The organism is Paenibacillus sp. FSL H3-0310 (assembly GCF_038002785.1).
Taxonomy (GTDB): Bacteria; Bacillota; Bacilli; order Paenibacillales; family Paenibacillaceae; genus Paenibacillus_AQ; species Paenibacillus_AQ odorifer.
The window spans coordinates 2206594-2230569 of sequence record NZ_JBBODC010000001.1; the positions used below are offsets into that span (position 1 = coordinate 2206594).

The 23976-nt window shown below is 44.1% G+C and carries 18 protein-coding genes; 12 read left to right on the forward strand and 6 right to left on the reverse strand.

The window, feature by feature from the left end; genetic code table 11:
* Nucleotides 1–7 precede the first annotated feature (7 nt).
* The 3 genes from MHH63_RS09940 (at nucleotide 8) to MHH63_RS09950 (ending at nucleotide 3353) form a co-directional block, all read left to right on the forward strand.
* The gene (locus MHH63_RS09940) at nucleotides 8–985 is read left to right on the forward strand and encodes a formylglycine-generating enzyme family protein (RefSeq protein ID WP_341143210.1); all 978 of its coding nucleotides are present in this window, start codon (nucleotides 8–10) and stop codon (nucleotides 983–985) included.
* Between the two features lie 39 nt (nucleotides 986–1024).
* Complete coding sequence (locus MHH63_RS09945; protein WP_076305392.1) at nucleotides 1025–1858, forward strand: helix-turn-helix domain-containing protein; 834 nt, start codon at nucleotides 1025–1027, stop codon at nucleotides 1856–1858.
* 106 nt (nucleotides 1859–1964) lie between these two features.
* Complete coding sequence (locus MHH63_RS09950; protein ID WP_341143209.1) at nucleotides 1965–3353, forward strand: sulfatase; 1389 nt, start codon at nucleotides 1965–1967, stop codon at nucleotides 3351–3353.
* Nucleotides 3354–3434: 81 nt separating this feature from the next.
* On the opposite strand, the gene MHH63_RS09955 is transcribed toward MHH63_RS09950, so the two are convergent.
* Complete coding sequence (locus MHH63_RS09955; protein WP_036688197.1) at nucleotides 3435–5213, reverse strand: cache domain-containing sensor histidine kinase; 1779 nt, start codon at nucleotides 5211–5213, stop codon at nucleotides 3435–3437.
* On the reverse strand, nucleotides 5200–6639 hold the full coding sequence (locus tag MHH63_RS09960) for a response regulator (protein WP_339187422.1): 1440 nt from the start codon (nucleotides 6637–6639) through the stop codon (nucleotides 5200–5202). Before MHH63_RS09960 ends, MHH63_RS09955 begins: the two co-directional genes overlap by 14 nt.
* Before the next feature lie 249 nt (nucleotides 6640–6888).
* Between MHH63_RS09960 and MHH63_RS09965 the strand changes: the two genes are divergently transcribed.
* From MHH63_RS09965 to MHH63_RS09985, 5 genes are all read left to right on the forward strand, one after another.
* Nucleotides 6889–7857: an ABC transporter permease gene (locus MHH63_RS09965; protein ID WP_076129727.1), complete on the forward strand. Its 969-nt coding sequence runs from the start codon at nucleotides 6889–6891 to the stop codon at nucleotides 7855–7857.
* 24 nt (nucleotides 7858–7881) lie between these two features.
* On the forward strand, nucleotides 7882–8781 hold the full coding sequence (locus MHH63_RS09970; protein ID WP_076303315.1) for a carbohydrate ABC transporter permease: 900 nt from the start codon (nucleotides 7882–7884) through the stop codon (nucleotides 8779–8781).
* Nucleotides 8782–8838: 57 nt separating this feature from the next.
* Nucleotides 8839–10470 carry an extracellular solute-binding protein gene (locus MHH63_RS09975; protein WP_076303314.1) on the forward strand — a complete coding sequence of 544 codons (1632 nt, stop codon included), beginning with the start codon at nucleotides 8839–8841 and terminating at the stop codon, nucleotides 10468–10470.
* Between the two features lie 121 nt (nucleotides 10471–10591).
* Entirely contained in the window at nucleotides 10592–12487 is a 1896-nt protein-coding gene (locus MHH63_RS09980; protein ID WP_076303313.1) for a family 20 glycosylhydrolase, read from the forward strand.
* A gap of 15 nt (nucleotides 12488–12502) precedes the next feature.
* Complete coding sequence (locus MHH63_RS09985; protein ID WP_280753097.1) at nucleotides 12503–14002, forward strand: arylsulfatase; 1500 nt, start codon at nucleotides 12503–12505, stop codon at nucleotides 14000–14002.
* A gap of 72 nt (nucleotides 14003–14074) precedes the next feature.
* Here MHH63_RS09985 and MHH63_RS09990 read toward each other — a convergent pair whose 3' ends face one another.
* On the reverse strand, nucleotides 14075–15529 hold the full coding sequence (locus MHH63_RS09990; protein WP_076303311.1) for a sulfatase family protein: 1455 nt from the start codon (nucleotides 15527–15529) through the stop codon (nucleotides 14075–14077).
* A gap of 154 nt (nucleotides 15530–15683) precedes the next feature.
* Here MHH63_RS09990 and MHH63_RS09995 point away from each other — a divergent pair, with 154 nt between their 5' ends.
* Nucleotides 15684–17429 carry a glycoside hydrolase family 35 protein gene (locus tag MHH63_RS09995; RefSeq protein ID WP_076303310.1) on the forward strand — a complete coding sequence of 582 codons (1746 nt, stop codon included), beginning with the start codon at nucleotides 15684–15686 and terminating at the stop codon, nucleotides 17427–17429.
* Between the two features lie 131 nt (nucleotides 17430–17560).
* Nucleotides 17561–17965 (forward strand): hypothetical protein, encoded by a 405-nt coding sequence (locus MHH63_RS10000; protein WP_076303309.1) that lies wholly within the window; start codon nucleotides 17561–17563, stop codon nucleotides 17963–17965.
* 69 nt (nucleotides 17966–18034) lie between these two features.
* Here MHH63_RS10000 and MHH63_RS10005 read toward each other — a convergent pair whose 3' ends face one another.
* Both MHH63_RS10005 and MHH63_RS10010 read right to left on the reverse strand, forming a co-directional pair.
* Nucleotides 18035–19060: a serine hydrolase domain-containing protein gene (locus MHH63_RS10005; protein ID WP_076303308.1), complete on the reverse strand. Its 1026-nt coding sequence runs from the start codon at nucleotides 19058–19060 to the stop codon at nucleotides 18035–18037.
* 13 nt (nucleotides 19061–19073) lie between these two features.
* Complete coding sequence (locus tag MHH63_RS10010; RefSeq protein ID WP_076303307.1) at nucleotides 19074–19904, reverse strand: MerR family transcriptional regulator; 831 nt, start codon at nucleotides 19902–19904, stop codon at nucleotides 19074–19076.
* Nucleotides 19905–20050: 146 nt separating this feature from the next.
* On the opposite strand from MHH63_RS10010, the gene MHH63_RS10015 reads away from it, so the two are divergent.
* On the forward strand, nucleotides 20051–20602 hold the full coding sequence (locus MHH63_RS10015) for an RNA polymerase sigma factor (protein WP_076303306.1): 552 nt from the start codon (nucleotides 20051–20053) through the stop codon (nucleotides 20600–20602).
* Nucleotides 20599–21765 carry a hypothetical protein gene (locus tag MHH63_RS10020; protein ID WP_076129716.1) on the forward strand — a complete coding sequence of 389 codons (1167 nt, stop codon included), beginning with the start codon at nucleotides 20599–20601 and terminating at the stop codon, nucleotides 21763–21765. Before MHH63_RS10015 ends, MHH63_RS10020 begins: the two co-directional genes overlap by 4 nt.
* A 247-nt stretch (nucleotides 21766–22012) precedes the next feature.
* On the opposite strand, the gene MHH63_RS10025 is transcribed toward MHH63_RS10020, so the two are convergent.
* Nucleotides 22013–23929, reverse strand: coding sequence for a right-handed parallel beta-helix repeat-containing protein (locus MHH63_RS10025; RefSeq protein WP_076303305.1), 1917 nt, complete (start codon nucleotides 23927–23929; stop codon nucleotides 22013–22015).
* Between the last annotated feature and the right edge of the window lie 47 nt (nucleotides 23930–23976).

The window sequence follows — 23976 nt, forward strand, 5'->3', positions numbered from 1 at the left end:
GTAAATCATGTCAGAGAATATACGGGCTTGTTGTTCAGCTAGTCGAAATCAAGTCGCGAAACAAGAATCTATTGATGTTTGTAAGGAGAACACAACGGTTCAAGGAGTAACAGGGGATAAAGATTTCTCGGACATGATCCTTATCCCTGGAGGCACTTTTCTTATGGGGACGGATGATAAGGAAGGGTTCCCCGCAGATGGAGAAGGGCCGACTAGGAAGGTTACCTTATCTTCCTTTTTGATGGATGGAACGGCGGTTACGAACAAGCAGTTTGCTGCTTTTATCAAGGAAACAAACTATGTTACAGATGCGGAACGATTTGGATGGTCTTACGTGTTTCATTCTTTTGTTTCCATGGAGACTGGGAAAAAGGTGACCCAAGTAGCCACTCAAACCCCCTGGTGGTGGGTGGTGGAGGGAGCGGATTGGTGTCATCCTGAAGGTCCGGATTCCCATGTAGATGAACGACTTGATCATCCGGCTATTCACCTATCATGGCATGATGCGGATGCATATTGTCGTTGGGCTGGTAAACGTCTGCCTACGGAAGCGGAGTGGGAGTATGCCGCACGAGGAGGACTGGTTCAGAAACGGTATCCTTGGGGGGACGAATTAAAACCAGACGGAGAACATCGTTGTAATATATGGCAGGGAAAGTTTCCCGATAAAAATCATGCCAGCGATGGTTTTGCAGGTACCGCACCTGTAAGGTCCTATCTGCCTAACGGCTATGGTCTTTATAATATGTCAGGAAACGTGTGGGAATGGTGCGCGGATTGGTTTACTAAGGATTATCATTTATCTTCCGAAGCCGTGAATCCGAAAGGTCCAGTAAGTGGTGTCGCAAGATCAATGCGCGGAGGATCGTATTTGTGCCATAAATCTTACTGCAACCGTTATCGGGTGGCGGCTAGAAGCAAAAATACTCCAGACAGCTCTGCAGGGAATATTGGCTTTCGATGTGCGGCTGATTATACAGGTTAGAGCACTTTTACGACTACTACATAAGAAGGAGGAACTTCCTTGTCCTCTATCATCCATAGTCAGTTTGACATCAGCGTGCTGGACGTCCTAAAGATTCAATATCAGAAGCGGATCCTGTTCGATTACGTCCAGTCTTGTTATACCGTCTCTTATATCCAAAAAGGTGAGGTATTGACGACATCCTCCGAAGGAGAATATGTTGCTTCTGCCGGAGACGTGATGATCCACCGTCCTAACGAGCCTTTTAATGTGATCTCCAAAACGGATGGCATACATTATCTGTTTAATATTAACGCTAAAGTTAAAGACGGAGATGACTTCTTTAAGTTATTCCCTCTAGGCAAGGTGATTCGGGTCCGGGATCGAAGCGAATATGAGCGAAGATTTGACGAATTGCGGAGCCTGTGGTTGCAGGAGGAAGATGATTTCAGGAATGTTCAGGTCGGTTCATTGGCATTTTTTCTTCTTTACGAAATTATGGAGAGTACCAAGCTTGGCGGGCGCCGCTCTTCACGAGATCCCTTTATCACGGACCGCTTTAACGAAGCGTTGCAATATATGGAGGAGAGGCTTGATCAGGAGATTAGTAGAGAGGAGCTTTCCAAGCTCTATCATATGAATCCTGTTTATTTTAGCCGGGCATTTCAGAAAATATATAAACTGACACCCATGCAAATGCTGCGAAAATTGCGGCTGCAGCAAGCTAAACAAATGCTGGAATATACGGATTATACAATCGAGCATATCTCCCAGAGATGTGGTTATTATGATGCTTCACACTTCAGCAAGGTATTTCGTGGCGAATACGGCAAGGGGCCGGCAGAGTACCGGAAAAGTATCGAATTTACAAAAACAAACATCGCTGCTCCATAGCGGAGTTTTCCATATTCATTTACTCTTATAAGCATGAGCAGATCATTCTAAGCTCCCCGAATCGAGCGTAACCATTTCGATGAAAAGGAAAGGCAGGGAATAACTCATGAGAATCTTGTATTTGGATTTGGATTCGCTTCGCCCGGACCATCTGGGATGTTATGGCTATCATCGGAATACCTCCCCGAATATCGATTCAATCGCTAAAGAAGGTGTCACCTTTACCAACTACTATTGTTCAGATGCTCCTTGCCTGCCGTCTCGTTCCGCCTTAATGTCGGGGCGATTTGGCATTCATAATGGGATTGTAGGGCATGGCGGAACCGCTGCTGATATGCGTAGAGAAGGAGCCAAACGTGAATTCAATGACCGTCTGGGGATGGAGAGCCTTCCGGCTATATTAAGGCAAGCGGCGATGAAAACCGCATCGATCAGCACCTTCTCCGAACGACACTCGGCGTGGACCTTTAACGCCGGGTTCCAAGAAGTGTTTAATGTTGGTGGCAGAGGGCATGAGACGGCAGAGCAGGTGCTTCCAGTGGCACTTAAATGGATTGAGGATAACGGGGAGTCCGAAAATTGGTTTCTGCACCTGAATTTCTGGGATCCGCATACACCTTATCGTACACCCGATAGCTACGGTAATCCGTTCGAGAAGGAGCCTTTACCCGATTGGATCACGGAAGAAGTGTTTGAGCTTCACCGAAATAAGAAGGGGCAGCATAGTATTGAAGATATGAATGCGCTCGCGAAATCGCATTATCAGCAGCATTTCAGGCATCAGCAGGAGATAGAGAACCGTGATGACCTGCGTGTTATCTTTGACAACTATGATGCTGGAGTTAAGTATCTGGACGAGCATCTCGGGAAAGTTTTTTCTAAGCTGAGAGAACTTGGCGTGATGGAAGATACGGCTATCTTGATCTCTGCGGATCATGGAGAGAGTCTGGGTGAACTAGGAATTTACTCCGAACATGGCACAGCAGACGAGGCGACTTGCCGTATTCCGATGATTGTTCGCTGGCCAGGGGGCAAGAAGGGAATCGTGGAGGAGGAGCTACATTATCACCTTGATCTAGGACCTACATTAGCGAGCCTTTTGAATTTGAAAGCGGCTGCTTCTTGGGATGGTGAAAGTTATGCAGGTGCTATTTTGGAGGGGAATTTGGGAGGGCGTGAGTATCTCGTAATCTCACAATGCGCGCATGTGTGTCAACGCAGCGTCCGGTTTGCGGATTGGTTATATATACGTACCTATCATGACGGACACCATGGATTCCCGCAAGAAATGCTGTTTGATTTGAAGCATGATCCTTATGAACAACATAATCTCGCCGAAGTGCGTAAAGACGTTTGTATGGAGGCTGTCTATCTGTTGAATGAATGGCATGATCATATGATGGGCTCCATGGATTGTGATATCGATCCATTATGGACGGTACTTATGGAAGGTGGACCCTACCATGCCAAAGAGTATCTGAGCTCATCCTTATAGGATGCTTAATAATATCCTAGTAAATGCGGTGAATGAAAGACATATGAAAGGGAGGTTGCCCTGAATGGGCAACCTCCCTATTTATGTTCTCGCTTTTTGTGGATCTATTAAAGATCCGGGAAGCCTCAAAACGGTCTTCGTCCCGCTACCCTCCTTACTGTACAGCAGAACGCCGCAAGGATCGCCATACTTAAGATTTAGACGATTATTGACATTTAGGAGACCGATATGATCTCCTGATTCTATATTCTTACCAGCCAGCAACTCCGTAAGTTGTTCCAGTCTTGTTGTATCGATACCTACACCATTATCTTCAACCACGATTTCAAGCAGCCCCGCTTCGTTTTTCTCTACGGAGATCAGCAAAATTCCTTGTCCTTGTGCCTCAAGCCCATGACCAAGCGCATTTTCAACAATAGGTTGAAGGATCATTTTAGGCACGGGAATGTGTAGCCATTCCTGTGGACACAACAGCTTGTAAGTAAATTTGTCCGGGAAACGGCCTTGGTAAATCCTCACACAAGATTCCGCGATTTTCAGCTCTTCCCCAAGAGTTACCTCCTCTTTGCCTTTGATGCTGTACTTGAGCATTGTGCTTAAGGCGGTAGTCATCTCGAAGATATCCCGATTTCCTTTTACGATCGCAACGCCCTTGATTGTATCTAAAGTATTACTTAAGAAATGCGGATTAATTTGACTTTGTAAATACGAATATTCCGCCCGCTGCTTTTCCAGATCGGTCAGATAAAGTTGAGTTGAAGCATCGATTAATTGGTCCGTCAAATCGTGGATCCGTGTGGTCATATCGTTGAACTGTCGAGAGATGATTTCAATCTCAGCATAGCCCTTTAAATCGACCTTGTTATTCAATATCCCCAGACTTCCGCCTTTTAATTGATTCATATAGCGCATAAGCCTAGACAACGGTCTTAAGAGATTCATCATAAGCACAGAATAGGGAATAGAGACGACCAGCAAGATTAAGGCTAGAAGAGCATAGCTGACCTTCTTCAATTTCTCCAGTTCTTTCATTAAATTATGGACAGGAACAGCGGTTATGATTTTTCCAGAGATCTCCGGTAAGCTAAAGGACTGAATTGCATATTTCTTTCCATGAACCGTCTCGACGATGGACTCTCCATCCCTTCCAGTTGCCCGAGTTTGAAACTGCTGGAGCATATCCTCCGGCTCATTGCTATTAGAGTAGATCATGCCTTTATCATCCATCATAAAAAAGCTGGTTCCGACCAATCGGGGATACTCAGAAATTTCAGTTTGAATGGCTTTCATATCTACAATAACTGCGAGATAGCCAATTTTTTCACCATATAGGGACGTGTCACCTGAAGCGAAGATGTTCATCCCGAAAAGCAGTTTTCTCTTGTCGATGACTTTGTCTGGAGGACTGTATCCGCGATAATGAACGATTCCATCCTCCTCAGCTGTTTTCATAAGATCGATAGCATATTTTGTTCTTCCTGCTAAGGAAATACGTGTGTTTGAGCTACCGATAACAATAATATCTAAGATATCCGTGTTCATATTTCGGGCGATGCTCAACAATCCTTCAACTTTTTGGGATAGATCGTAGACTCGAAGCTTATCATTCTCGACTAGGAACTTTTGGACGGTCGAATCGTAACCCACATTCATCATCATGGAAGAGACGTTGGCATAGTTGTCAGAAATCCGTTGTTTGAGGAGGGAGACCAGCTCCGTATTGTATTGCGTATTTTGATTAATGATAGTCTCGCTTGATAGTTGGTAGACTCGTGAAACGATGATTGGGATAATGGCAACAATAAATAACCCGAATAGCAAAACCTGAGTACGGATGGATAGTCTCTTAAATGTCTTCATTGTTTAGTTCCCTATATTGTGTAGGTGTCATTTTGAGATGCCGCTTAAAAATTCGTGTGAAATAGAAATAATCCTGAAAACCGCATTTCTCACCGATTTGGTAAATGGAAAGGTTGGTTTCGATCAGCGTTTTACAAGCGTATTCAATTCGTAAACGACTGATATGTTCGATGATGGTCTCGCCGACCTCTTTTTTGAATAATTGGCATAAGTAATTTGGGCTTAAAAAAAACTGATTGGCTAATTGCTGGATCGAAATTTCTTGATTGAAATGGTTGCGGATGTATAACATGATTTCTTTGACTTTGTGGTTTGAGATTCGTGAAATATCAGATTCGTTTCTGTTCATAAAAATATCAAGTGTCATAAGAATCAGATCATCGATCATAGCTTCAGCCGTGCCGTACCGATAATAGAGCTGTTCATATCCTTCAAAAAAACGGCCGCTAACCCGAGTCCCTTCCCGAGGAAATAAGTAGAGGATCGATGTATAGAGCAAATAGGCTTCTTTAATGGTGAACGTTCCCTCTTTGAATAATTTCTTTATCGATTCCATGGCTGCTATGAAACCGAGCCGGTCTTTATTATGAAGAATCCGGGAAATCTCTTTGAGTTTCTCGTCGATCGGTATGTCCTGCTGTGGATTCACCCTGTAACATCCGGGCATCCCTGTTGCGAACATACTGAAAGCAGCATGAGAGGCGGACTCTAAAGACGCATCTAATTGGTGTATATCCGAAATAGGAGGACCGATCCCGACTCCGCACTCTTGTACAACTTCTGTTTGTTCAAGACCCTGGAGGAAGACTTCGTATTGGCACTCTTCCAATAAGTAACCATACCGACGGCGGCTCATTGGGAAGACCAGGGAAGAGAACTGCCTGACATCTACAGGTGAACTTAACCCTTGGATAACAATGGGGATATGAGGGGTATCTTTCGACAAGGGTATTTTCTTCTCATCCAACCATAAGTTAATTCGTTCAAGATCTCCGGAACAAACCGCTTCATAAAGTTCGAAGTCGTGGATAGGTTGTTCTTTAACTGTCTTGGAATCGTGTTGCTGGGCTATTCGGTTGAGCATTCCTTCAATTTCTTCGATTTCAAAGGGTTTGAGGCAATATCCGAAAGTGCCATAATTCATTGCCTTTTGTGCATAAGCGAACTCGGCATGTCCGCTGAGTACGATAAAGATCGTATCAGGCGCGATGGCCTTGCCACGTTGAATGAGCTCTAGTCCATTCATAACAGGCATCTTGATATCTGTTAGAACAAGGGTGGGGCGAAGCGATTGAATTAATTGAAGGGCTTCTTGCCCATTTTCGGCATCGTCGATCACTTCAAAGCCGTATTTCTTCCAATTCACTCCTGCTTTAATTCCTTCTACAATCCACTTCTCATCATCTGCAATAATTACTGAACGCATAAGTGAATCCCCCTCTCTTTATAGAGCTCTTAGATTTATCCTAGCGATTGTGGACCAAGGGGGGTATGGACGATCTTACGCTCACTATGTCCGATATTACGTGCCACAGGAAGGTCTCCCGCAAAGGTGTGAAAAATCCACATAATCGGAGTTGTATTCTCTATACAAGAGAATTTACACTCCCGATATAATTTACCATATAAATCGCTTACAAGCATAACAAACTCATACAGAAAGGTGGGGAGAAGATTGGCTGATTCTGTAACCGCTCGTACGCCTAAACGAAGCTTAAAAACTCGTGCTCCAAAGCAAAGTTTAGGAAAAACGATTTTACAGTACAAGTATTTTTACCTCATGGTTCTACCGGTGTTAATCTGGTATGCCCTCTTCAGCTATGCTCCCATGTACGGTGTAACGCTAGCGTTCAAAACATTTAATTACAGTGAGGGGATTCTGGGAAGTCCTTGGGTTGGGTTGGAGAATTTTCAAACGCTGCTGACCGACCCCGATTTTCGCAAGGCGTTTTGGAATACGGTCATTATCAGCTTGATGAAGCTGGTCACTCATTTCCCGATGCCCATTATCCTGGCGATAGTTTTATATGAGTTTTCCAGGACAAAAATGAAGCGGTTTTTTCAGACGATCCTGACGTTCCCGCATTTTATATCGTGGGTTGTACTGTCGGGGATTATTATCAATATTTTAAGCAAGGACGGGATTTATAACCAGATCATCATGCTGTTTGGTGGAGATCCGAATTCTCCTCTTGTCGATGAAAGTGCATTCAGACCCGTTCTGTATATCACGCATGTGTGGCGAGAGATCGGTTGGGATTCAATCATTTACCTGGCGGCTCTGGCAGGGATCAATCCTGAGCTGTTTGAAGCGGCTGAAGTGGACGGAGCGAACCGGTTTCGCCGTTTGCTAAACATCGCATGGCCGGGTTTGAAGAGTACAGTCGCAGTTCTGTTAATCCTTCAAGTTGGACAACTACTAACCCAAGGTTCGAGCTTTGAGCAAATTTTCAACCTGTATAGTTCGCCGGTATATTCGGTTGCCGACACGATCGATACTTACATTTATCGGACTTCCTTCACGATTGGAGGAGACTTTGGATATATGACCGCCGTGGGTGTCGTCAAGTCCATTATCAGCCTAATCCTTTTATGGGCGGCCAATACGTTCGCTAAGAAGATGGGCGAGGAAGGGCTGTATTAATCTGCAGGAAAAGGGGAGAAGCAAGTGACCGACACAACGGTTAAAAAGAGAAAAAAGTGGAGTGTCTTCGATATCGTCGCATTCGTGGTTCTGGGGCTCCTAGCAATAGTAACATTTTTTCCTTTCTATAATGTTCTTATTATCTCTGTGGCAAAGTTCGAAGCGATTAGTAAAAGTGACTTTTATATTTTTCCGCTTTCGTTTGACCTGTCCGCTTACAAGCTTTTGCTTCAGGATATGAAGTTTTGGACTTCCATCTTTAATTCTGTCATCGTAACTGTGGTTGGCGTGTTGTTCAGTATGACAATCTCTGTGGCGGGAGCCTACGCATTATCCAAGCGGGGTATGCCCGGCAGAAACATAATGCTCAGCATGATCTTGTTCACTATGTTTTTCAATGGCGGTTTAATTCCTTTTTACTTAGTCGTTAAGGATCTAGGATTCGTAAACAATATACTCGTCATGATCATCCCCGCGGGTCTCAATACGTTTTATCTAATCATTATGAAAAACTATTTCAATACCATTCCAGAAAGCTTGGAAGAATCGGCTAAGCTGGACGGGGCGAATGATCTGTACATTCTTTTCAAAATCATTATTCCGATCTCTGCTCCATTCATGGCGACTTTTGCTTTGTTCTATGCTGTGGAAAGATGGAATGAATGGTGGTATGCGCTGATTTTTATCAGTGACGCTGCTAAAGCACCACTTCAGATTTATCTGCGGGAGACACTCATTACTTCGAATTCCTTGCTAAGCCAAATGGCACAAACGATGGCCGAGCAGGAGCAGACGGGGAAGGTCTACACACCTGCACTTCAAATGGCAGCGATTGTAGTTTCGAGTATTCCGATTATTGTTGTTTATCCGTTCCTGCAGAAGCATTTTAATAAAGGGATTATGGTGGGTTCAATAAAAGGATAAGAAAGATTTTAAATAGATTGATTCTATCCTAAAATAGTATAAAGGGAGGTTTCAAGCATGCATAGAAAGAAAATAATGACATTGGCATTATGTATAACTTTGTTGGCTTCAGTACTCACGGCTTGCGGTGGAGGCAATAACGGCAAAGGGCAGGCTGGTTCAAACGGTGAAACATCTCCGAATTATTCTAACTCCACGGATAATCCTTACAAGGATCCAATGACCATTTCTCTTGGGTTTTGGGATGCGGATGCCGAGATTGCTAACATCGAAAAGGACCCGATCGCTAAACAAGTATTGGAGAAATTCAACATCACACTAAAACCTGTCAATTTGTCTTGGGATGACTATACCCAGAAGATTCAAATGTGGGCCGCTTCCGGCCAATTGCCAGACATTTTCGCGATCGACGCCGTCGGCACGCAATATCAGCGCAAATGGGTGAATCAAGGCGTTGTCAAAGCGCTCCCGGATCTTTCAAAGTATCCAAACCTTGCAAAATACTTTGAATCGCCAGATATTAAAGGATTAGGAGTAGATGGAAAGTATTATACTGTGCCTCGCCGGATGTTCCCGAGTGTTGATTGGAGCGCACTGGATCGTATGGTCTTCTATCGTTGGGATCTTGCTCAAAAGGCTGGGATCACCAAAGAGCCAGAGACATGGGAAGAGTTTGAAGCCATGCTTGATGCAATCGTAAAGTCGGATCCGGAAGGCAAGCATGTTACTGGCCTTACGACGACAACTACCAAGATGCTGGGCGGATTCTTCTGGTTGTATGGCAACCCGGTTGCTACTAGTGATGGAAGCGGCAGTGATTTTAAATGGATCAAAGAGGATGGAAAGTTTATCCCTGCTGTATTCTCTAAAAATGCGCTGCCAGCGCTGCAAAACATGAAGAATATGTACGAAAAAGGATTGATCGATCCAGACATCGCGCTCGTCAAACCAGCAGAGTCCTATGACAATTTCGTAGCAGGCAAAGCAGCTGCTCTTCTAAGCGGTGGAGGTTTCATAAATTTAAATAGCGATATGTATGAAAAACGCTGGAAAACAGCTTATCCGGATAAGGATATGACGGAGAGCGTGAAGGCGCTCAAGCCGCTTATCGGTCCTGATGGTGAACGTTCACATGCCATCTTTAAAACATACTGGTCAGAAAGCTATTTCAGCAATAAGATTGACGATAAAAAGATGGATCGCATCATGGCACTCTATGATTATGTGTTGTCTCCTGAAGGCAAGGATCTGTTGACTTATGGCATCGAAGGTGTAGATTATAAGCTCGAAAATGGGCAGAAGGTTGTCATTGAAAAGGGTTCATTAAATGAGAAGTATCCAGCTAGCAGATTTCTGAAGAATTTGGTGGCTTATGAAACTTCAGATAGCTATAACATGGATAACCCGACGATTGCTAACGAAGGAATCCGCAAAGAAGCTGTCGATTACATCGACTGGATTCAGAACAATACAAAGGTGCCAGAATACGACATTCGGTTAACTTATATGTCCACCCCAACAAAGGATAAATTTACTGTGCTTGACCATGATGATTTGCTTAAGATCATGCTTTCCAAAGAACCCGTTGAGAGTTACTGGAATAGCATTGTGAACGATTATAAGGCTAAAGGTCTTGATAAAATGATAGAGGAAGTAAATGAGAAGGCCAAGGAACAAGGTATTGAATAATGGATGAATAGAGAAGATCCGGGCGCTAGTAGCCCGGATCTTCCGTTTAATTATTTGAAGTATGGCTTAGACTGTGCGGCGCTACAGACCGCATACTTATAAGATTGGGAGGGTAAAGTCTATGAACCTTAGCATTCATTTGACAGGGTTAACCGAGAAACAGTTAGCAGCTGTTTCAGAAGTAGCGGGAATATTGAGTATTCGAATGGAACGCTCAGGGATACCAGTGATTTGTAAGAAGCAAGGGAAGGGCATTCGAATATCTTACGATGAGGCTCAGGTCACCATTGCGTATGAACAGGAACATCAATTGTTCCGGGCACTCAGCCGATTTCTTGAGAACGTACGCCGTGGAGAACGAGTTGAAATTAATGAACGGCCGGTTTATGAACAGTTAGGCTTCATGGTAGACTGTTCGCGAAATGCGGTTCTTAACTATGAAGGATACAAGGAATTGATCCGGCGTTTAGCGCTTATGGGATATTCAACGGTTCAGTTGTATACGGAAGACACCTACGAACTGGAGGGATACCCTTATTTCGGCTATTTGCGAGGCCGATATACAGGAGATCAAATTCGGGAGCTGGATCAGTATGCCGCGTTATTTGGCATAGAACTGGTTCCTTGTATTCAGACCCTGGCCCATCTCGGCCAAGCGTTGAAATGGCAGGCACATGCACCGCTTGTGGATTTCGAGGATATTCTCCTTATTGATGATCCCAGAACTTATGAGTTAATTGATCGAATGTTTGCTTTTATGTCGGCTCATGTAAGCAGTCGCCGCATAAATATCGGGATGGACGAAGCTCATATGATGGGACTTGGTAAATACCTGGATAAGCATGGGTATCAGGATCGCTCCTCGTTAATGTTAAAACACTTTAGCACTGTTATGGAGATCGCCAGAAAATATGGTTTCCAGACGATGATGTGGAGCGACATGTTTTTTCGTCTGGCCAGTTCCGGAGAATATTACGATGCTGAAAGTCCAATTAGCCCTGATATTGTAAAGCTGATTCCTGAAGATGTTACCTTGATCTACTGGGATTATTATTCGGAAACGCAGGAGAAATACGACGGGATGTTAAGCAAACATAAGCAGCTGAATGATCATATTGGATTTGCAGGTGGTGCTTGGAAATGGATGGGCTTCGCTCCAAACAATGAATTCAGTCGCCATGTCAGTCTGCTGGCTCATGATAGCTGTGTTAAGTATGGAATTCAAGAAGTGTTGATTACCGCATGGGGAGATAATGGCGCTGAAGCTTCCGTTTTCTCGGTTCTTCCTACCCTTCAACTTTGGGCGGAGCTCTGCTACACGAGATGTTTCGTGGAGAACCATGTCAAAGAAAGATTCAGTAGCTGCGTGCAAGGCAATTATGATGACTTTATGGCACTCGATGCGGCCAACTTGGTTCCGGGTAATTCGGCACCGGGGGGATGTTCTATCAATCCGGCTAAATACTTGCTTTATCAAGATATTTTATGTGGTTTGTTCGATCGACATGTTATTCCTAGCGCGTATTCGAAGCATTATCAGCAAAGTGCAGAAAAGCTCGAACAGGCGATCACTCGCAATTCGCCTTGGCAATCCTTATTCTCTGTACAAGCCAGCTTGTGTCGCTTGCTCGAAATAAAGAGCGAAATCGGGATTTCTATACGCGAAGCTTATCATCGTGGAGATTTAGAGGAATTGGCTCACTTTGCCAAGGTGACTTTGCCACAATTATCTGATTTGGCCAGACAATTCATGGACGACTATCGAGTGCAATGGGAGCAGGAAAATAAGGTGTTTGGTCTTGATGTCTTTGATCTTCGTATGGGAGGATTGCTTCAGAGAATCAGAACGGCGATTCATCGAATCAATCGTTATGTCGAAGGGAACGTGGAACAGATTGCTGAATTAGAAGAGGAGCTTCTGACGTTCGACGGCCTTGTTGACGAGGGCAACCCCAGGGCGATAAGTGCGAATTTATGGCACACGATTGCAACACCGTCTGTGATCGCTGGGGTTTAAGAAGGGGGTGAGGTTATGATTGATACTAATCTGGACAATCAAAAGGACACAAAGCAGCCTAACCTTCTGCTTATCACCGTAGATCAGATGCGTTTTGATTGCCTGAGCATTATGGGACATCCCGTCGTTGAGACACCCAACCTGGACGCTCTGGCATCAAGGGGGATCTTATTTGAGCACGCGTATTCGGCTACCCCCAGTTGTATTCCCGCCAGGGCTGCTATCATGACAGGAATGGGGCAAAGATCACATGGCCGGGTTGGTTATCAGGATAAGGTTGAATGGAATTACGCCCATACGATTGCCGGAGAGCTTGCTCAAGCTGGTTATCATACGCAGTGTGTTGGCAAGATGCATGTGTATCCTGCACGTAATCTATGTGGATTCCATAATGTGGTGCTTCATGATGGATATCTTCACTACAATCGGGATAAGAACCAAACGTTCCATGATGAACACTATGATCAAGTGGACGATTATTTGCAGTGGCTGCGAAGACAAACTGATACCAATTCGGATATCACTGACTTAGGCCTCGATTGCAACGCCTCAACGGTTGCCCGCCCCTGGCACTTGCCGGAAGCGATGCATCCAACGAATTGGTGCGTAACCGAGTCGCTAGACTTTTTGCGAAGAAGAGACCCTGGGAAACCATTTTTCCTATGGTCTTCCTTCGTTCGCCCGCATTCCCCCTTGGATCCGCCACAATGTTATCTAGATATGTACAAGGACTTGGAATTTCCTGATCCTCCAATCGGAGATTGGGTGGACGAGAGTGCTGCCTTAAACGGAGCTAAGGATCCAACTTCTTCGTTCACTAATTTGCCAAAGCGCAGATTGGATCGTGCCCGTGCCGCGTATTACGCGCTAATTACGCATCTTGACGACCAAATTGGGAGGTTGATCAATGGGCTGCAGGAGTATGGAGTTTTAAATGAAACTTTGATTCTATTTACTTCTGATCATGGTGAAATGATGGGGGATCACCATTACTTCCGGAAATCTCTTCCTTATGAAGGAAGTGCTAAGATTCCTTTCATAGTGTTTGATCCGGGAGAAACGCTTGGACTTCTTGCCGGCTCCCGGCTTGATTCCATTGTAGAGCTTCGCGATATTATGCCCACATTTCTTGAAGCTGCTGGCGTTCAAATACCATTTACAGTAGAAGGGCAAAGTGTGTTGCCGCTGTGCAGGGGAGATCAGACATTGTGGCGATCTTATATTCATGGGGAACAAGCCTATGGAGAAAAGTCCCACCACTTCTTAACGGATGGAAGAGAGAAATTTATTTGGTATTCTCAGACAGGGGAAGAGCAGTATTTTGATTTAGCGGCAGACCCCTCTGAGAAGATTAATGCGATAGGCTGTATTGATAAATTCGAGCGCATAAAAGAATGGAGAGAGCGTCTTATTCACGAGCTGGAGGGACGAGAGGAAGGGTTTGTAAACAACGGCGAATGGATTGCCGGACGCCCAATTTCTCATATTCTAAAGGCATCCCAATTGGGGGAATAATCATAACTTAGGGCAACCTGAACTTTCAGGTTGCCCTAAGTCTGTTAAGGATAGAAAGAAAGGTTAGTGAATTTACCAGCTACTCCGGCGTTCAGGCAAAGGGTCCTGATCTTGAATCATTCGATGGACGAGCAATTCAATCATCGAATGGCGAATATCACTATAATCGGGATCTTCAAAACGATTGGAGTTCTCACGAGGATCCTCTTTCAAATCATACAATTCACCGTAGGTCTCACCTGCGAAGATCACCAGCTTATAGCGTGTTGTACGCAAACACTTAGCGTTAATGCCGCGATCATGAGCAATATAAGCGGTTAGGGCAGAATTGCGCACATGGGACTCTCTTCCAGCCAGCACCTCCATCTGTGACACACCTTGAATTCCGTAGGGAGTTTTGAGACCTGCGGCTGCAAGCAGTGTGGGGACAATATCAACATGTTCCATCAAAGCAGGGACCCGTTGCCCGGAAGCAATCCCAGGACCGCGTACGATCATCGGGATTCGTGTTAACCCTTCATAAAACCACGGCCCTTTGTAAATCAGCCCATGGTCACCGAGCAGTTCTCCGTGGTCGCTGGTGAAGAGGATGACTACATCATCGTACATATCTTTTTGACGCCAAGCTTTTATAATACGTCCGATCTGCTCGTCAATGAAGGTAATCATCGCATAATAATTTCGGGTGAGCCGTTTCATATGCGCTTCATCAAGAGAATGCTCCTCACCGCCACCAGGCCAATATCCTCCCTGACTCTGACGCAGCAGATGTGGAGGACGAAGATGCACGTCGTCTGCTTCGCTGGCTGGAGATGGAATGTCAGTGTCAGCGTACATATCCGCGTAAGCTTTTGGAGGGTCAAAGGGGTGATGTGGATCGACGAAACTGGTCCATAAAAATAGCGGTTGTTCGGTTTTGTGAGAGAGGATCACATCGATGCTCCGTTCAGCAATCCAGTATGACTGGTGTAGCTCTGGAGGGATTTCGCTCTCCCACACATCGTTTTGAGCATTAGAAGCTCTGTAACGGTCCTTGCTGAAACGTTCTGCCGCTTCAGGGTTGCGCACTCTAAGCCACTCCATATATTCCCCGATACAATTATCTTCCGTAATATGATGTTCATCAAATCCGTAGTACGTTCCATCGGAAGCTCTTCCGCGGTCACGATAAGCAGGCTCTTCATATTCTTGTGAAAAGTCCCCCTTCATCTGAGGGCGGAAATGCATCTTTCCTATACCGATGGTTTTATAATCCGCTTTCTTTAAATGATCGCATAAGGTAAGTTCGTCTTCTCTGAGTGTGGTACCGATGTTCCAGGCACCGTGAACATGCGGATACCTGCCTGTAAAAATGGAAGAACGTGAAGGCGTGCAAACAGGACTAGCGCAGTAAGCACCAGTGAAGAGTGTGCCTTCCGAAGCAAGCTTGTCAAGCTCAGGTGTCAGTACGGAAGCGTTTTCGATACCTAGTGCGTCCGCACGCATTTGATCTGTGGTAATTAACCAAATATGAGTTCTTTTTGACATCCGTAACAACCCCCTATGAATATAGTGTATAGCATCACAAAAGCCTCTAGCAACCAATGAATTCTCCATATATTTCATTAGAATCGTCCATATGGGTTGATATTTTTATTACCTATAATTAAATAGTCTATCTCAATGTTGGAGGAGAAATTATATGCGAAAGTTATCCATATCAGGGGATCATTTTACATTAGAGGAACAACCCATCCGGTTGCTTTCTGGTGCGCTTCATTATTTCCGGATCGTTCCGGAATATTGGCAGGATCGTTTGCTGAAGCTGAAGGCTTGTGGATTGAATACTGTTGAAACCTATATTCCTTGGAATTTACACGAACCAGAGGAGGGGAGCTTCAATTTTGCTGGATTTGCTGACATCGAGGCTTTCGTTAGACTTGCTGGAGAGCTTGGTTTGCACGTGATTTTGCGGCCAAGTCCTTATATTTGTGCGGAATGGGAATTCGGTGGATTGCCAGCTTGGTTACTTGCGGACAATAACATACAGCTGCGTTGTAATGATAACGTCTATTTATCTAAGTTGGATGCCTATTTCGATGAGTTGCTTCCACGTCTGCGGCCTTTGTTAAGCACTAACGGTGGGCCTGTGCTTGCACTTCAGGTAGAGAACGAATATGGAAGCTTTGGTAGTGATAAGACTTACCTGAATGATCTAAAAGCAGGAATGATCGCCCGCGGCATGGACGTTCTGCTGTTTACTTCAGATGGAGCTGAAGATCATATGCTCCAAGGGGGCATGATTGACGGAGTGTTCGCCACGGTGAATTTCGGTTCACGGGCAAAGGAAGCCTTTGCTAAACTACGTGAATATCAGCCTACGGGACCGTTGATGTGTATGGAATTCTGGAATGGATGGTTTGACCACTGGATGAAACCGCATAATACACGCCCCGAATCTGAAGTAGCGGAGACTTTGGATGAAATGCTGGCTTTAGGAGCCTCTGTTAACTTCTATATGTTCCATGGGGGGACGAATTTTGGATTTATGAATGGGGCAAATCTTTTTGACAAATATGAGCCCATCGTAACCAGCTACGATTATGATACGCTGCTGGACGAATCCGGTAAGCCAACTGCAAAATTCTATGCAGCTCGAACAATAATTGAGAAATACGTAACGTTGCCGCCCCTGGAATTACCGCCGTTAATAAAGTCACAAGCTTATGGTAAAGTGTTGATGACAGAAGCAGCACCACTGTTCACTCAGTTAGACGTTTTGTCTCACCCAGTACATAGAGCATGTCCCGAGCCAATGGAGAAACTGAATCAGAATTATGGGTTCATTTTGTATTCGACGAAGATCAGTGGACCCCGCAGCAGTACGGAGCTCGTCCTTCAAGAAGTACGTGATCGTGCGCTTGTATTCGCGAATGGGGCCTTTGTCGGTACAGTTGAACGCTGGGATCCGCGAGGAATTCCATTAGAGGTTCCAACGGAGGGACTGCAGATCGACATCCTTGTGGAGAATATGGGGCGTGTAAATTATGGCCCGCTGCTTCGTGATCCAAAAGGCATAACCTGTGGCGTTAGACTCGGCTATCAATTCCTGCATGATTGGACGATTCGTTCTTTGCCTTTAACCCATCTTAAGGGATTATCATTCACACCGATAGATTGCGAGCAACGTCAGCAGCCCACTTTTTACCGGGGGAGCTTTCAAGTCAGTAAGCCTGAGGATACTTTTTTGCAGCTGGATGGATGGAGTAAAGGTCAGGTTTTTATAAACGGCTTTAATTTAGGGCGCTACTGGGAGAAGGGTCCAACTAAAACACTGTACTTACCAGCGCCGCTTCTGCGTCAAGGTGATAACGAGCTAATCTTATTCGAACTACATGGCGTAATGGAGCCAGTGGTTACTTTTGTGGATACACCGGAGCTCACATGATATTTAACGGGTGAGGAAGTATCATGATTCTATAGTATGGGTCTGATGATTTTTAATATATAATCAAAACAGCCCAACAATTTATAGGAACTGAAAATGCACGATTAGGGTGGGTTAGAGGAGGATTTTAAATGAGCTATGATTTGATGGCATTCGAGACGTCTAAAGCACCGCAAGAGAGAGCAGCGTTTATGGAGTGGTATGAACAGCAAGTGCAGTGGTCGGAAGACCATGCCTATAATGATCCATCAGTTTTATCGGAGGCGTTGCAACGCTTTTATAGTGAGTTGTCTGAGCAATTTCCTAATATGAATGTAGAGGACGAGATTTTTGAAGCGATGGAGGAAGCCGGAACGGATAACCGGTTGACTGACTACTCGCTTGGCTCATCCGTCATCTATGCGGCTTTCGCTTATTCTGTAGCTGAGGAAGCTTATACGGCGATGCGGGAGTTGGCTATAAAACACAAAGTAGGATTTTTTGATGTAAGCAGCAACGAAGGCGATATTATTTTTCCTCGAAGCAAAACGATTTAGAGTGTAGACAGCTGGTTGCTCTCCTAGTTGTTAATGAAGTAGTGGCAACCAGCATGTTTTCTATCTTCTTTACTCTACAACAGACGGAATAATACAATCCTTAATCAGAGTCCACCGGTCACGAGGCTGAAGTGTGAATTCTGAGGCGATGGCTACGACAAGTTTTTTTTCTGGAATGCAGCAAATGACATTACCACCATCACCTAACGCTGAGTAGGTGTAAACCCCGTCTTCTTCGCGTAGCCACCACAAGTAACCGTAATGATTAGGGTTCATCGCTGTTGATTCCTCAATCCATGTCTCCGAAATGATCTGATTATTCTCCCATTGTCCACGGTTCAAATATAATAAACCAAAACGCGCCATATCGCGTGGAGACAACGTAAGTCCCCAACCTCCTGTGGTGATACGATTGGGGTCTTCCACCCACCCCTTCACATTAACCCCAAACAAATCATCCAACCCAAATGAGCTCATCTCATAATCCGGGATTTCATTCATTCCGATAGGTTTAAATAAACGTTCGTTGGCGAACTCACGGGCACTTTGTCCAGTGCTGCGCGTGATGATGGCAGAAAGCAGATGTGCTCCAGCGGTAGAATATTTGAAATCCCCAATTGTTCCTTGTTGGCCTAGCATATCCAGCGTATATTTTACCCAGTCAGGCTGCATACACATTTGCTCCAGCGGTTCGTGCCAATCTGCAAAAGCATAAGGTGCGGTCATCGTCAGGAGATGGCGTAAGGTGATTTCTTGTTTTTGCGGATCTTGAGCAGCGTTTGGAACATAGTCCGGGAAAAACTCCAGTACCTTTTGATCTGCATTGTTAATACAGCCAGCATCTATGGCAATGCCTATGAGCGCGGATATGATACTTTTTGTTACAGAGGCCACATGATTTGTGTCATTCAGGCCAGCGCCATTATAATATTTTTCATAAGCAATAGTTCCATTTCTTACCACAACAATCCCATTGATATTGCTATACTCGGATTTGATCCTCGATTCTAGTTCTGAAAGCATATCAGCATCCATTCCTAAGTTTGCGGGGGCTGAGATTTGCCAATCTGAAGTTGGATAATTGTTTTTGAGCATGAAAGGTACTCCTTTATGAATTTTTTTTCTTTACTGGAAAATAGACCTCGGTAACCAGATCCTCAGGCACAGCAACCTGTGTCGGGTCCGTTAAGTAGATTTCATAAGGTGAGTTCACCCATTCATAACCTTCATTTTCTATCCATTCTCTCAGCTGAGCATAGACCGAGGTCAATTCTGAATAGGCGCCTTTAAGAACAGATCTCGCACAAAGGGCATCAGGCAAATCTCTTGTACCTTTTACACCCTCTTTTATGGGGAGAGCAAACTCTGTATCATTTCCGGCTGGATTATATTCATGGCTGTGATATATCGTTATTGGCGTACCGAGCAAAGTGAGTTTTTCCGTGGCGATTTTTTCATATAGCCTGCTAAAATAATGTCCATAACCTAACGCATAGTCATCACTGCTCAACATCTGACGCATAAAAAGAATATTCATAGGCTGAGTTTCAACAAGCTCTACTTTTATCTCATTCAGGTAAGACATCATGGGAATACCTTTCTCCAAATTTAAAACATCACTATTGATTTGTTGTAAGGTGTATTCATAAGCGCTTATTTTCTCCTGTATTTCTTTTTTCTTGAGATTAAGGGCTGAGTAGAGCTTCTCTTCTGAATGATTCTGTTCCCATTGTAAAATGTCTTTGATTTCTTCCAGCGAGAAACAATAACCTTTCAGACGATTGATAAAAAGCATTTTTTTAAGTTGTTTAATGGAGTAATACCTATAACCGTTCTCAGGGTTAATCTCATCGGGATGAATTAATCCGATCTCATCATAATATCGAAGCGTCTTCGTAGAAACTTCGCATATCTTCGAAAATTCTCCAATCGACAGCAAAAAGTCATCTCCTTTTTTCGTTTTAATTAAGCTTCCAAGCCAAAACATCGATGTTTGGTTCTAGCTCTACTTAACACCTTACCCTAAGGTCAAAGTCAACAGCAAAATAGTGAACCGATTCCAAGGTTACGACAATATATAGGTGAATGGCCATTCAGAAAGGAGTAGCCTACTTGGAAATTGAAGAGTTGAGTGACCTAATAAAATTACATGGCAAAGCAATTTACGCATTTTGTTTTACGCTTGCGGGGAATAGGGTGGATACGGACGATCTCTATCAGGAGACTTTTTTAAAAGCTATGGAAATGCGGCATAAAATGGACCTGAACCAAAATCCGAAAGCGTTCCTTATCTCGATTGCTATCTCATTACGCAAAAACAAACGCAGAAAATGGGCATGGCGGCAAAGAATTGCACCTACAGCAGATTATAATGAAGCGGTCGATCTGGCGTGTACTTCCGATGGAGAGGTTATACCAGAGGATGCATTGCTGTCCCAGGAGCTTCGGCACATGATTCATGCTGCCGCAGACCGGCTGAATGAGAAACTGAAAATACCGCTCTATCTGTACTATACCGCAGAAATGACCGTTGATGAGATTGCTTCAGCGCTAAGGATTCCACCGGGCACAGTTAAAAGCAGACTATTCCAAGCCCGCAAGGCGATGAAAAAGATTTTGGAGGTTGAATCCCAATGAATGACTCCGAAAAGTTGGATCAACTGCTAAAGCAAGCGCTAGCTTCTACAGCAGAGCCGACAGAGGAATTAAACGAAAGAATCATCCAACAGTTTAAGGAGACTAAACCAATGAAACCAGCCTATAAAAAAAGAGTTTCGATTGGACTAATGGTTGCTATATTCACGCTTGTAATGTCTTTAACGGCTTATGCAGCTACACAGCTATTTAGCCCCAAGCAGGTTGCTGAGCATCTGGGCCAGCAACTGCTGGCAAAAGCATTCGAAAGCAGGGATGCTGTTGAAATCAACCAATCGGTTATATCTGGTGATTATAACGTGACGTTGAATGGAATAGTCTCGGGGGAAGGTCTTTCAGAACTGAGTAAGTCTGATCAGAATATTAACCCAAACAGATCCTATGCCGTTGTATCCATCGCCAGAATAGACGGTGGCCCCATGCCTGCTACAAGTGAACCGGAGTATGGCCAGGATCCATTCTTTGTGTCACCGCTTATAAAGGGACTAAAACCATGGCAGGTTAATATCACAACAATGAATGGTGGCTATAGCGAGGCTGTTATAGATGGAATTATGTACCGGCTGATTGAATGTGATGGAGTGGAGATGTTCGCTGACCGAGGGGTTTATCTAGCTGTCAGTAATGGTAGTTCTTTTTTCAGCAAAGATGCGTTTGCTTATAATGAAAGTACAGGGGAAATTAGCGCTAATAACGATTACAAGGGGACCGCTATTCTATTTGAACTTCCGCTGGATCCAACCAAAGCTGACCCTGTCAAAGCTGAGAGCTATTTACAGGAGCTGTTGAAAGAACCCTCTGCCGACAGCAAAGTTGATTCAGCGGTTTCAACAGATGCAGCTGCCTCTATTGATGATGATGAGAAGGAACTAATTAAAAAAATAGAGGATATGAAGAAAAAAATCTCCACCGGCACGATTATCCCTGAATCTGTAAAGGAAGTGCGTGTTGATGAACAAGGGGCTTTCAATTATGAATACGATAACTGGAGTGTTAAGCTTTTTGTCCAAAATATGTTTGAGGAAGGGCAAATCGGTTACTCGGATTCCGTAAGTTTCAGTGCGGACGATAAAGAAACTAGGGCACTTCAATTTTCCAGAGATGAAAAGGGTGTAATCACGGGCAGGATTATTATTTTGAATTAGAGTATCATTCAGATAACTTTTCACAAGACTTATCTATATTCGTTTTATTTATCGTCCATGACCTTCAGATCAATTCTTTGAACGGTCAGTAAAGAATTTAACGAAGAATTTAAAGCAGGAGAGATTGTTGAATATCAAATCATAATAGAACAAAACGAAGTATCTATTCAAAAGATTAAGGCCAATAAGTAGCAGACTCAATGATTGCAATGAAAAAAGCAGGTGGACTAGCCACCTGCTTTACCGATCACCACACTTTAATATAATTTTTGCCCTTATTCAAAAGTGTAAGAGGTCCTAAAGTGCTTTTATTCTCTTTCTTGTTATCCAGAAAATCTGTATCCAGGATTATATTGCTGCCATCCGGATTCTCAAACTCGGCATCCACGATGCGCACCCGCGGCAAAGTTTCAGTTGAATGTACTTCACCTAAGAAGTTAACGAAGCTACCAGGCAGATCAATGGAAAGGAATCCCTCATCTCCTTGATCTACAATAAAGAAGTCTGGATCAAAGCTTTCCTCAACCAGCTTTACATTCTCTTTTTCGAAAGGCTCTGCACTGTTTAAGTAAGCGTTGTTATTAATGAACATAGGCTGTTCAACGAGTTCAAACTCCTCAAGATCACCGTGTAACTTATGGACATTCTCGATATACTCCGCCAAAGAGGTGGTGTAGTGATTGAAATGTGATGTTCCCACGCCTGTCCATCCGTCTTTTCCAACAATGATATTGTTATAGAACCGATCGTCCCCACCATAAATAAGTGAGAAACCGGCAATTTTTGTACTATGCGGAAGATGATATTGCGTGGACCGGTTTAGTACCTTTCGATGAACCATCCTGCCGCCGATCAGATTGTTGATATAGGCTCCACCTTGGGCTACATTCTCTAAAGCATGTTTAGCTGTCAAGATATTATGGTCAACAATGTAAGGGCCATGGCTTACTTCTATAAACAAATCCCGATGATTTTGATAGAACAGATTTTTGCTGATTCTTGTCCCTTGGGTCTGCCAATCCAGCCATAAACCTAAAGTACAATCGTGAATCCGGTTATGGTGGATGTGAGTATCGATCGGTGCGTGAAGCTTGATCCCGGCAATTTCGTGGCCCCAGAATTCCCGTTTTGTCGCAATGTTGTAAATATGGTTATGATGAATTTCGCTGAAAATACAACCTAAGTGGCCGACGATGGCATTTTGGCCGCAATCATAAATGGTATTATGGCGGATAAGATGTGAACCGATCGATTCTTTGCTCCAGCCCTGACGCTCAGCAGTAAAGACGGATTCAAGCTGATATTGATATCCGGGTTTGTCTTTTCGAAGGGTACGGTAATTATGGCCTGTGGAAGCTTCTTTGCCGATACTGATAGCGCTGCATTTGGCATCGTGAATGATATTATTTTCAATAATCCAGCCTTTGCTCCAGTTAGTGCCCAGCAGTCCGGGCTGGTCTGCCGTTGGAGGTGCCCAAGGTGTTGCCGCATGCGCCATTTCAAAACCTTTTACAGTAATATAATCAATTCCGGTTTCTTCAGGGTAGAAACAAGATCTGCGTACATTGATTTCTACCAGTTCTTTGTTCGGGTTGGCACCTTGGAAATTAGCGTAAATCGTGGTGTGGTCAGGGCTTACTTCGGCAAACCAAACGTAGGTCGTCTGTTTTGGATTTTGGACCGGAACCATCTCTTGTGTCCAGAGATCCTTGAACTCCAGCTTTTCGACAGGAGCTGCCAGTTGATCATACTGACTGACCTCATAAAAAGACATGCCATTTAGATATACATCCCCTAAGTGTCTTTTCTCCTCTATAGTGACGAGCCAATCGCCAGACACTTCCTCAACATACGGATTAAAGATGCCAAAAAACGTGTTCGGCAAGATCACTTTCCATATTTGGTTCTCAACCTGCTGCCAATCTTGTATATGCTCAGAGCCTTTTATGACAACCTGCTCGTCTTCAGCGGCTTGATAAATAATTCTTCTTTGTTCGCTTAATCCTTTGTATCTCGGTTTTACCCACTCGCGATATATCCCTTCATGAACGATAACCTTATCCCCAGCCACAGCTACTGAAGCCGCTTTATTGATGGTTAAAAAGGGATCCACCTGAGTGCCTTGACCTTGATCTGAACCGGTTTTTGATATGTGATATTCCATTGTCCTATAACCTCCGCTTGGTTGACTTTATCCAATATTATAGGAAA

Excerpts from the sequence above, each read along its gene's own strand:
- MHH63_RS10025 (WP_076303305.1), bottom strand. The coding sequence starts at position 23,929 with ATGGAATATCACATATCAAAAACCGGTTCAGATCAAGGTCAAGGCACT.
- MHH63_RS09955 (WP_036688197.1), bottom strand. The coding sequence starts at position 5,213 with ATGAAGACATTTAAGAGACTATCCATCCGTACTCAGGTTTTGCTATTC.
- MHH63_RS09995 (WP_076303310.1), top strand. The coding sequence starts at position 15,684 with ATGCGAAAGTTATCCATATCAGGGGATCATTTTACATTAGAGGAACAA.
- MHH63_RS10000 (WP_076303309.1), top strand. The coding sequence starts at position 17,561 with ATGAGCTATGATTTGATGGCATTCGAGACGTCTAAAGCACCGCAAGAG.
- MHH63_RS10020 (WP_076129716.1), top strand. The coding sequence starts at position 20,599 with ATGAATGACTCCGAAAAGTTGGATCAACTGCTAAAGCAAGCGCTAGCT.
- MHH63_RS10015 (WP_076303306.1), top strand. The coding sequence starts at position 20,051 with ATGGCCATTCAGAAAGGAGTAGCCTACTTGGAAATTGAAGAGTTGAGT.
- MHH63_RS09980 (WP_076303313.1), top strand. The coding sequence starts at position 10,592 with ATGAACCTTAGCATTCATTTGACAGGGTTAACCGAGAAACAGTTAGCA.
- MHH63_RS09950 (WP_341143209.1), top strand. The coding sequence starts at position 1,965 with ATGAGAATCTTGTATTTGGATTTGGATTCGCTTCGCCCGGACCATCTG.
- MHH63_RS10005 (WP_076303308.1), bottom strand. The coding sequence starts at position 19,060 with ATGCTCAAAAACAATTATCCAACTTCAGATTGGCAAATCTCAGCCCCC.
- MHH63_RS09960 (WP_339187422.1), bottom strand. The coding sequence starts at position 6,639 with ATGCGTTCAGTAATTATTGCAGATGATGAGAAGTGGATTGTAGAAGGA.
- MHH63_RS09975 (WP_076303314.1), top strand. The coding sequence starts at position 8,839 with ATGCATAGAAAGAAAATAATGACATTGGCATTATGTATAACTTTGTTG.
- MHH63_RS09985 (WP_280753097.1), top strand. The coding sequence starts at position 12,503 with ATGATTGATACTAATCTGGACAATCAAAAGGACACAAAGCAGCCTAAC.
- MHH63_RS09990 (WP_076303311.1), bottom strand. The coding sequence starts at position 15,529 with ATGTCAAAAAGAACTCATATTTGGTTAATTACCACAGATCAAATGCGT.
- MHH63_RS09940 (WP_341143210.1), top strand. The coding sequence starts at position 8 with ATGTCAGAGAATATACGGGCTTGTTGTTCAGCTAGTCGAAATCAAGTC.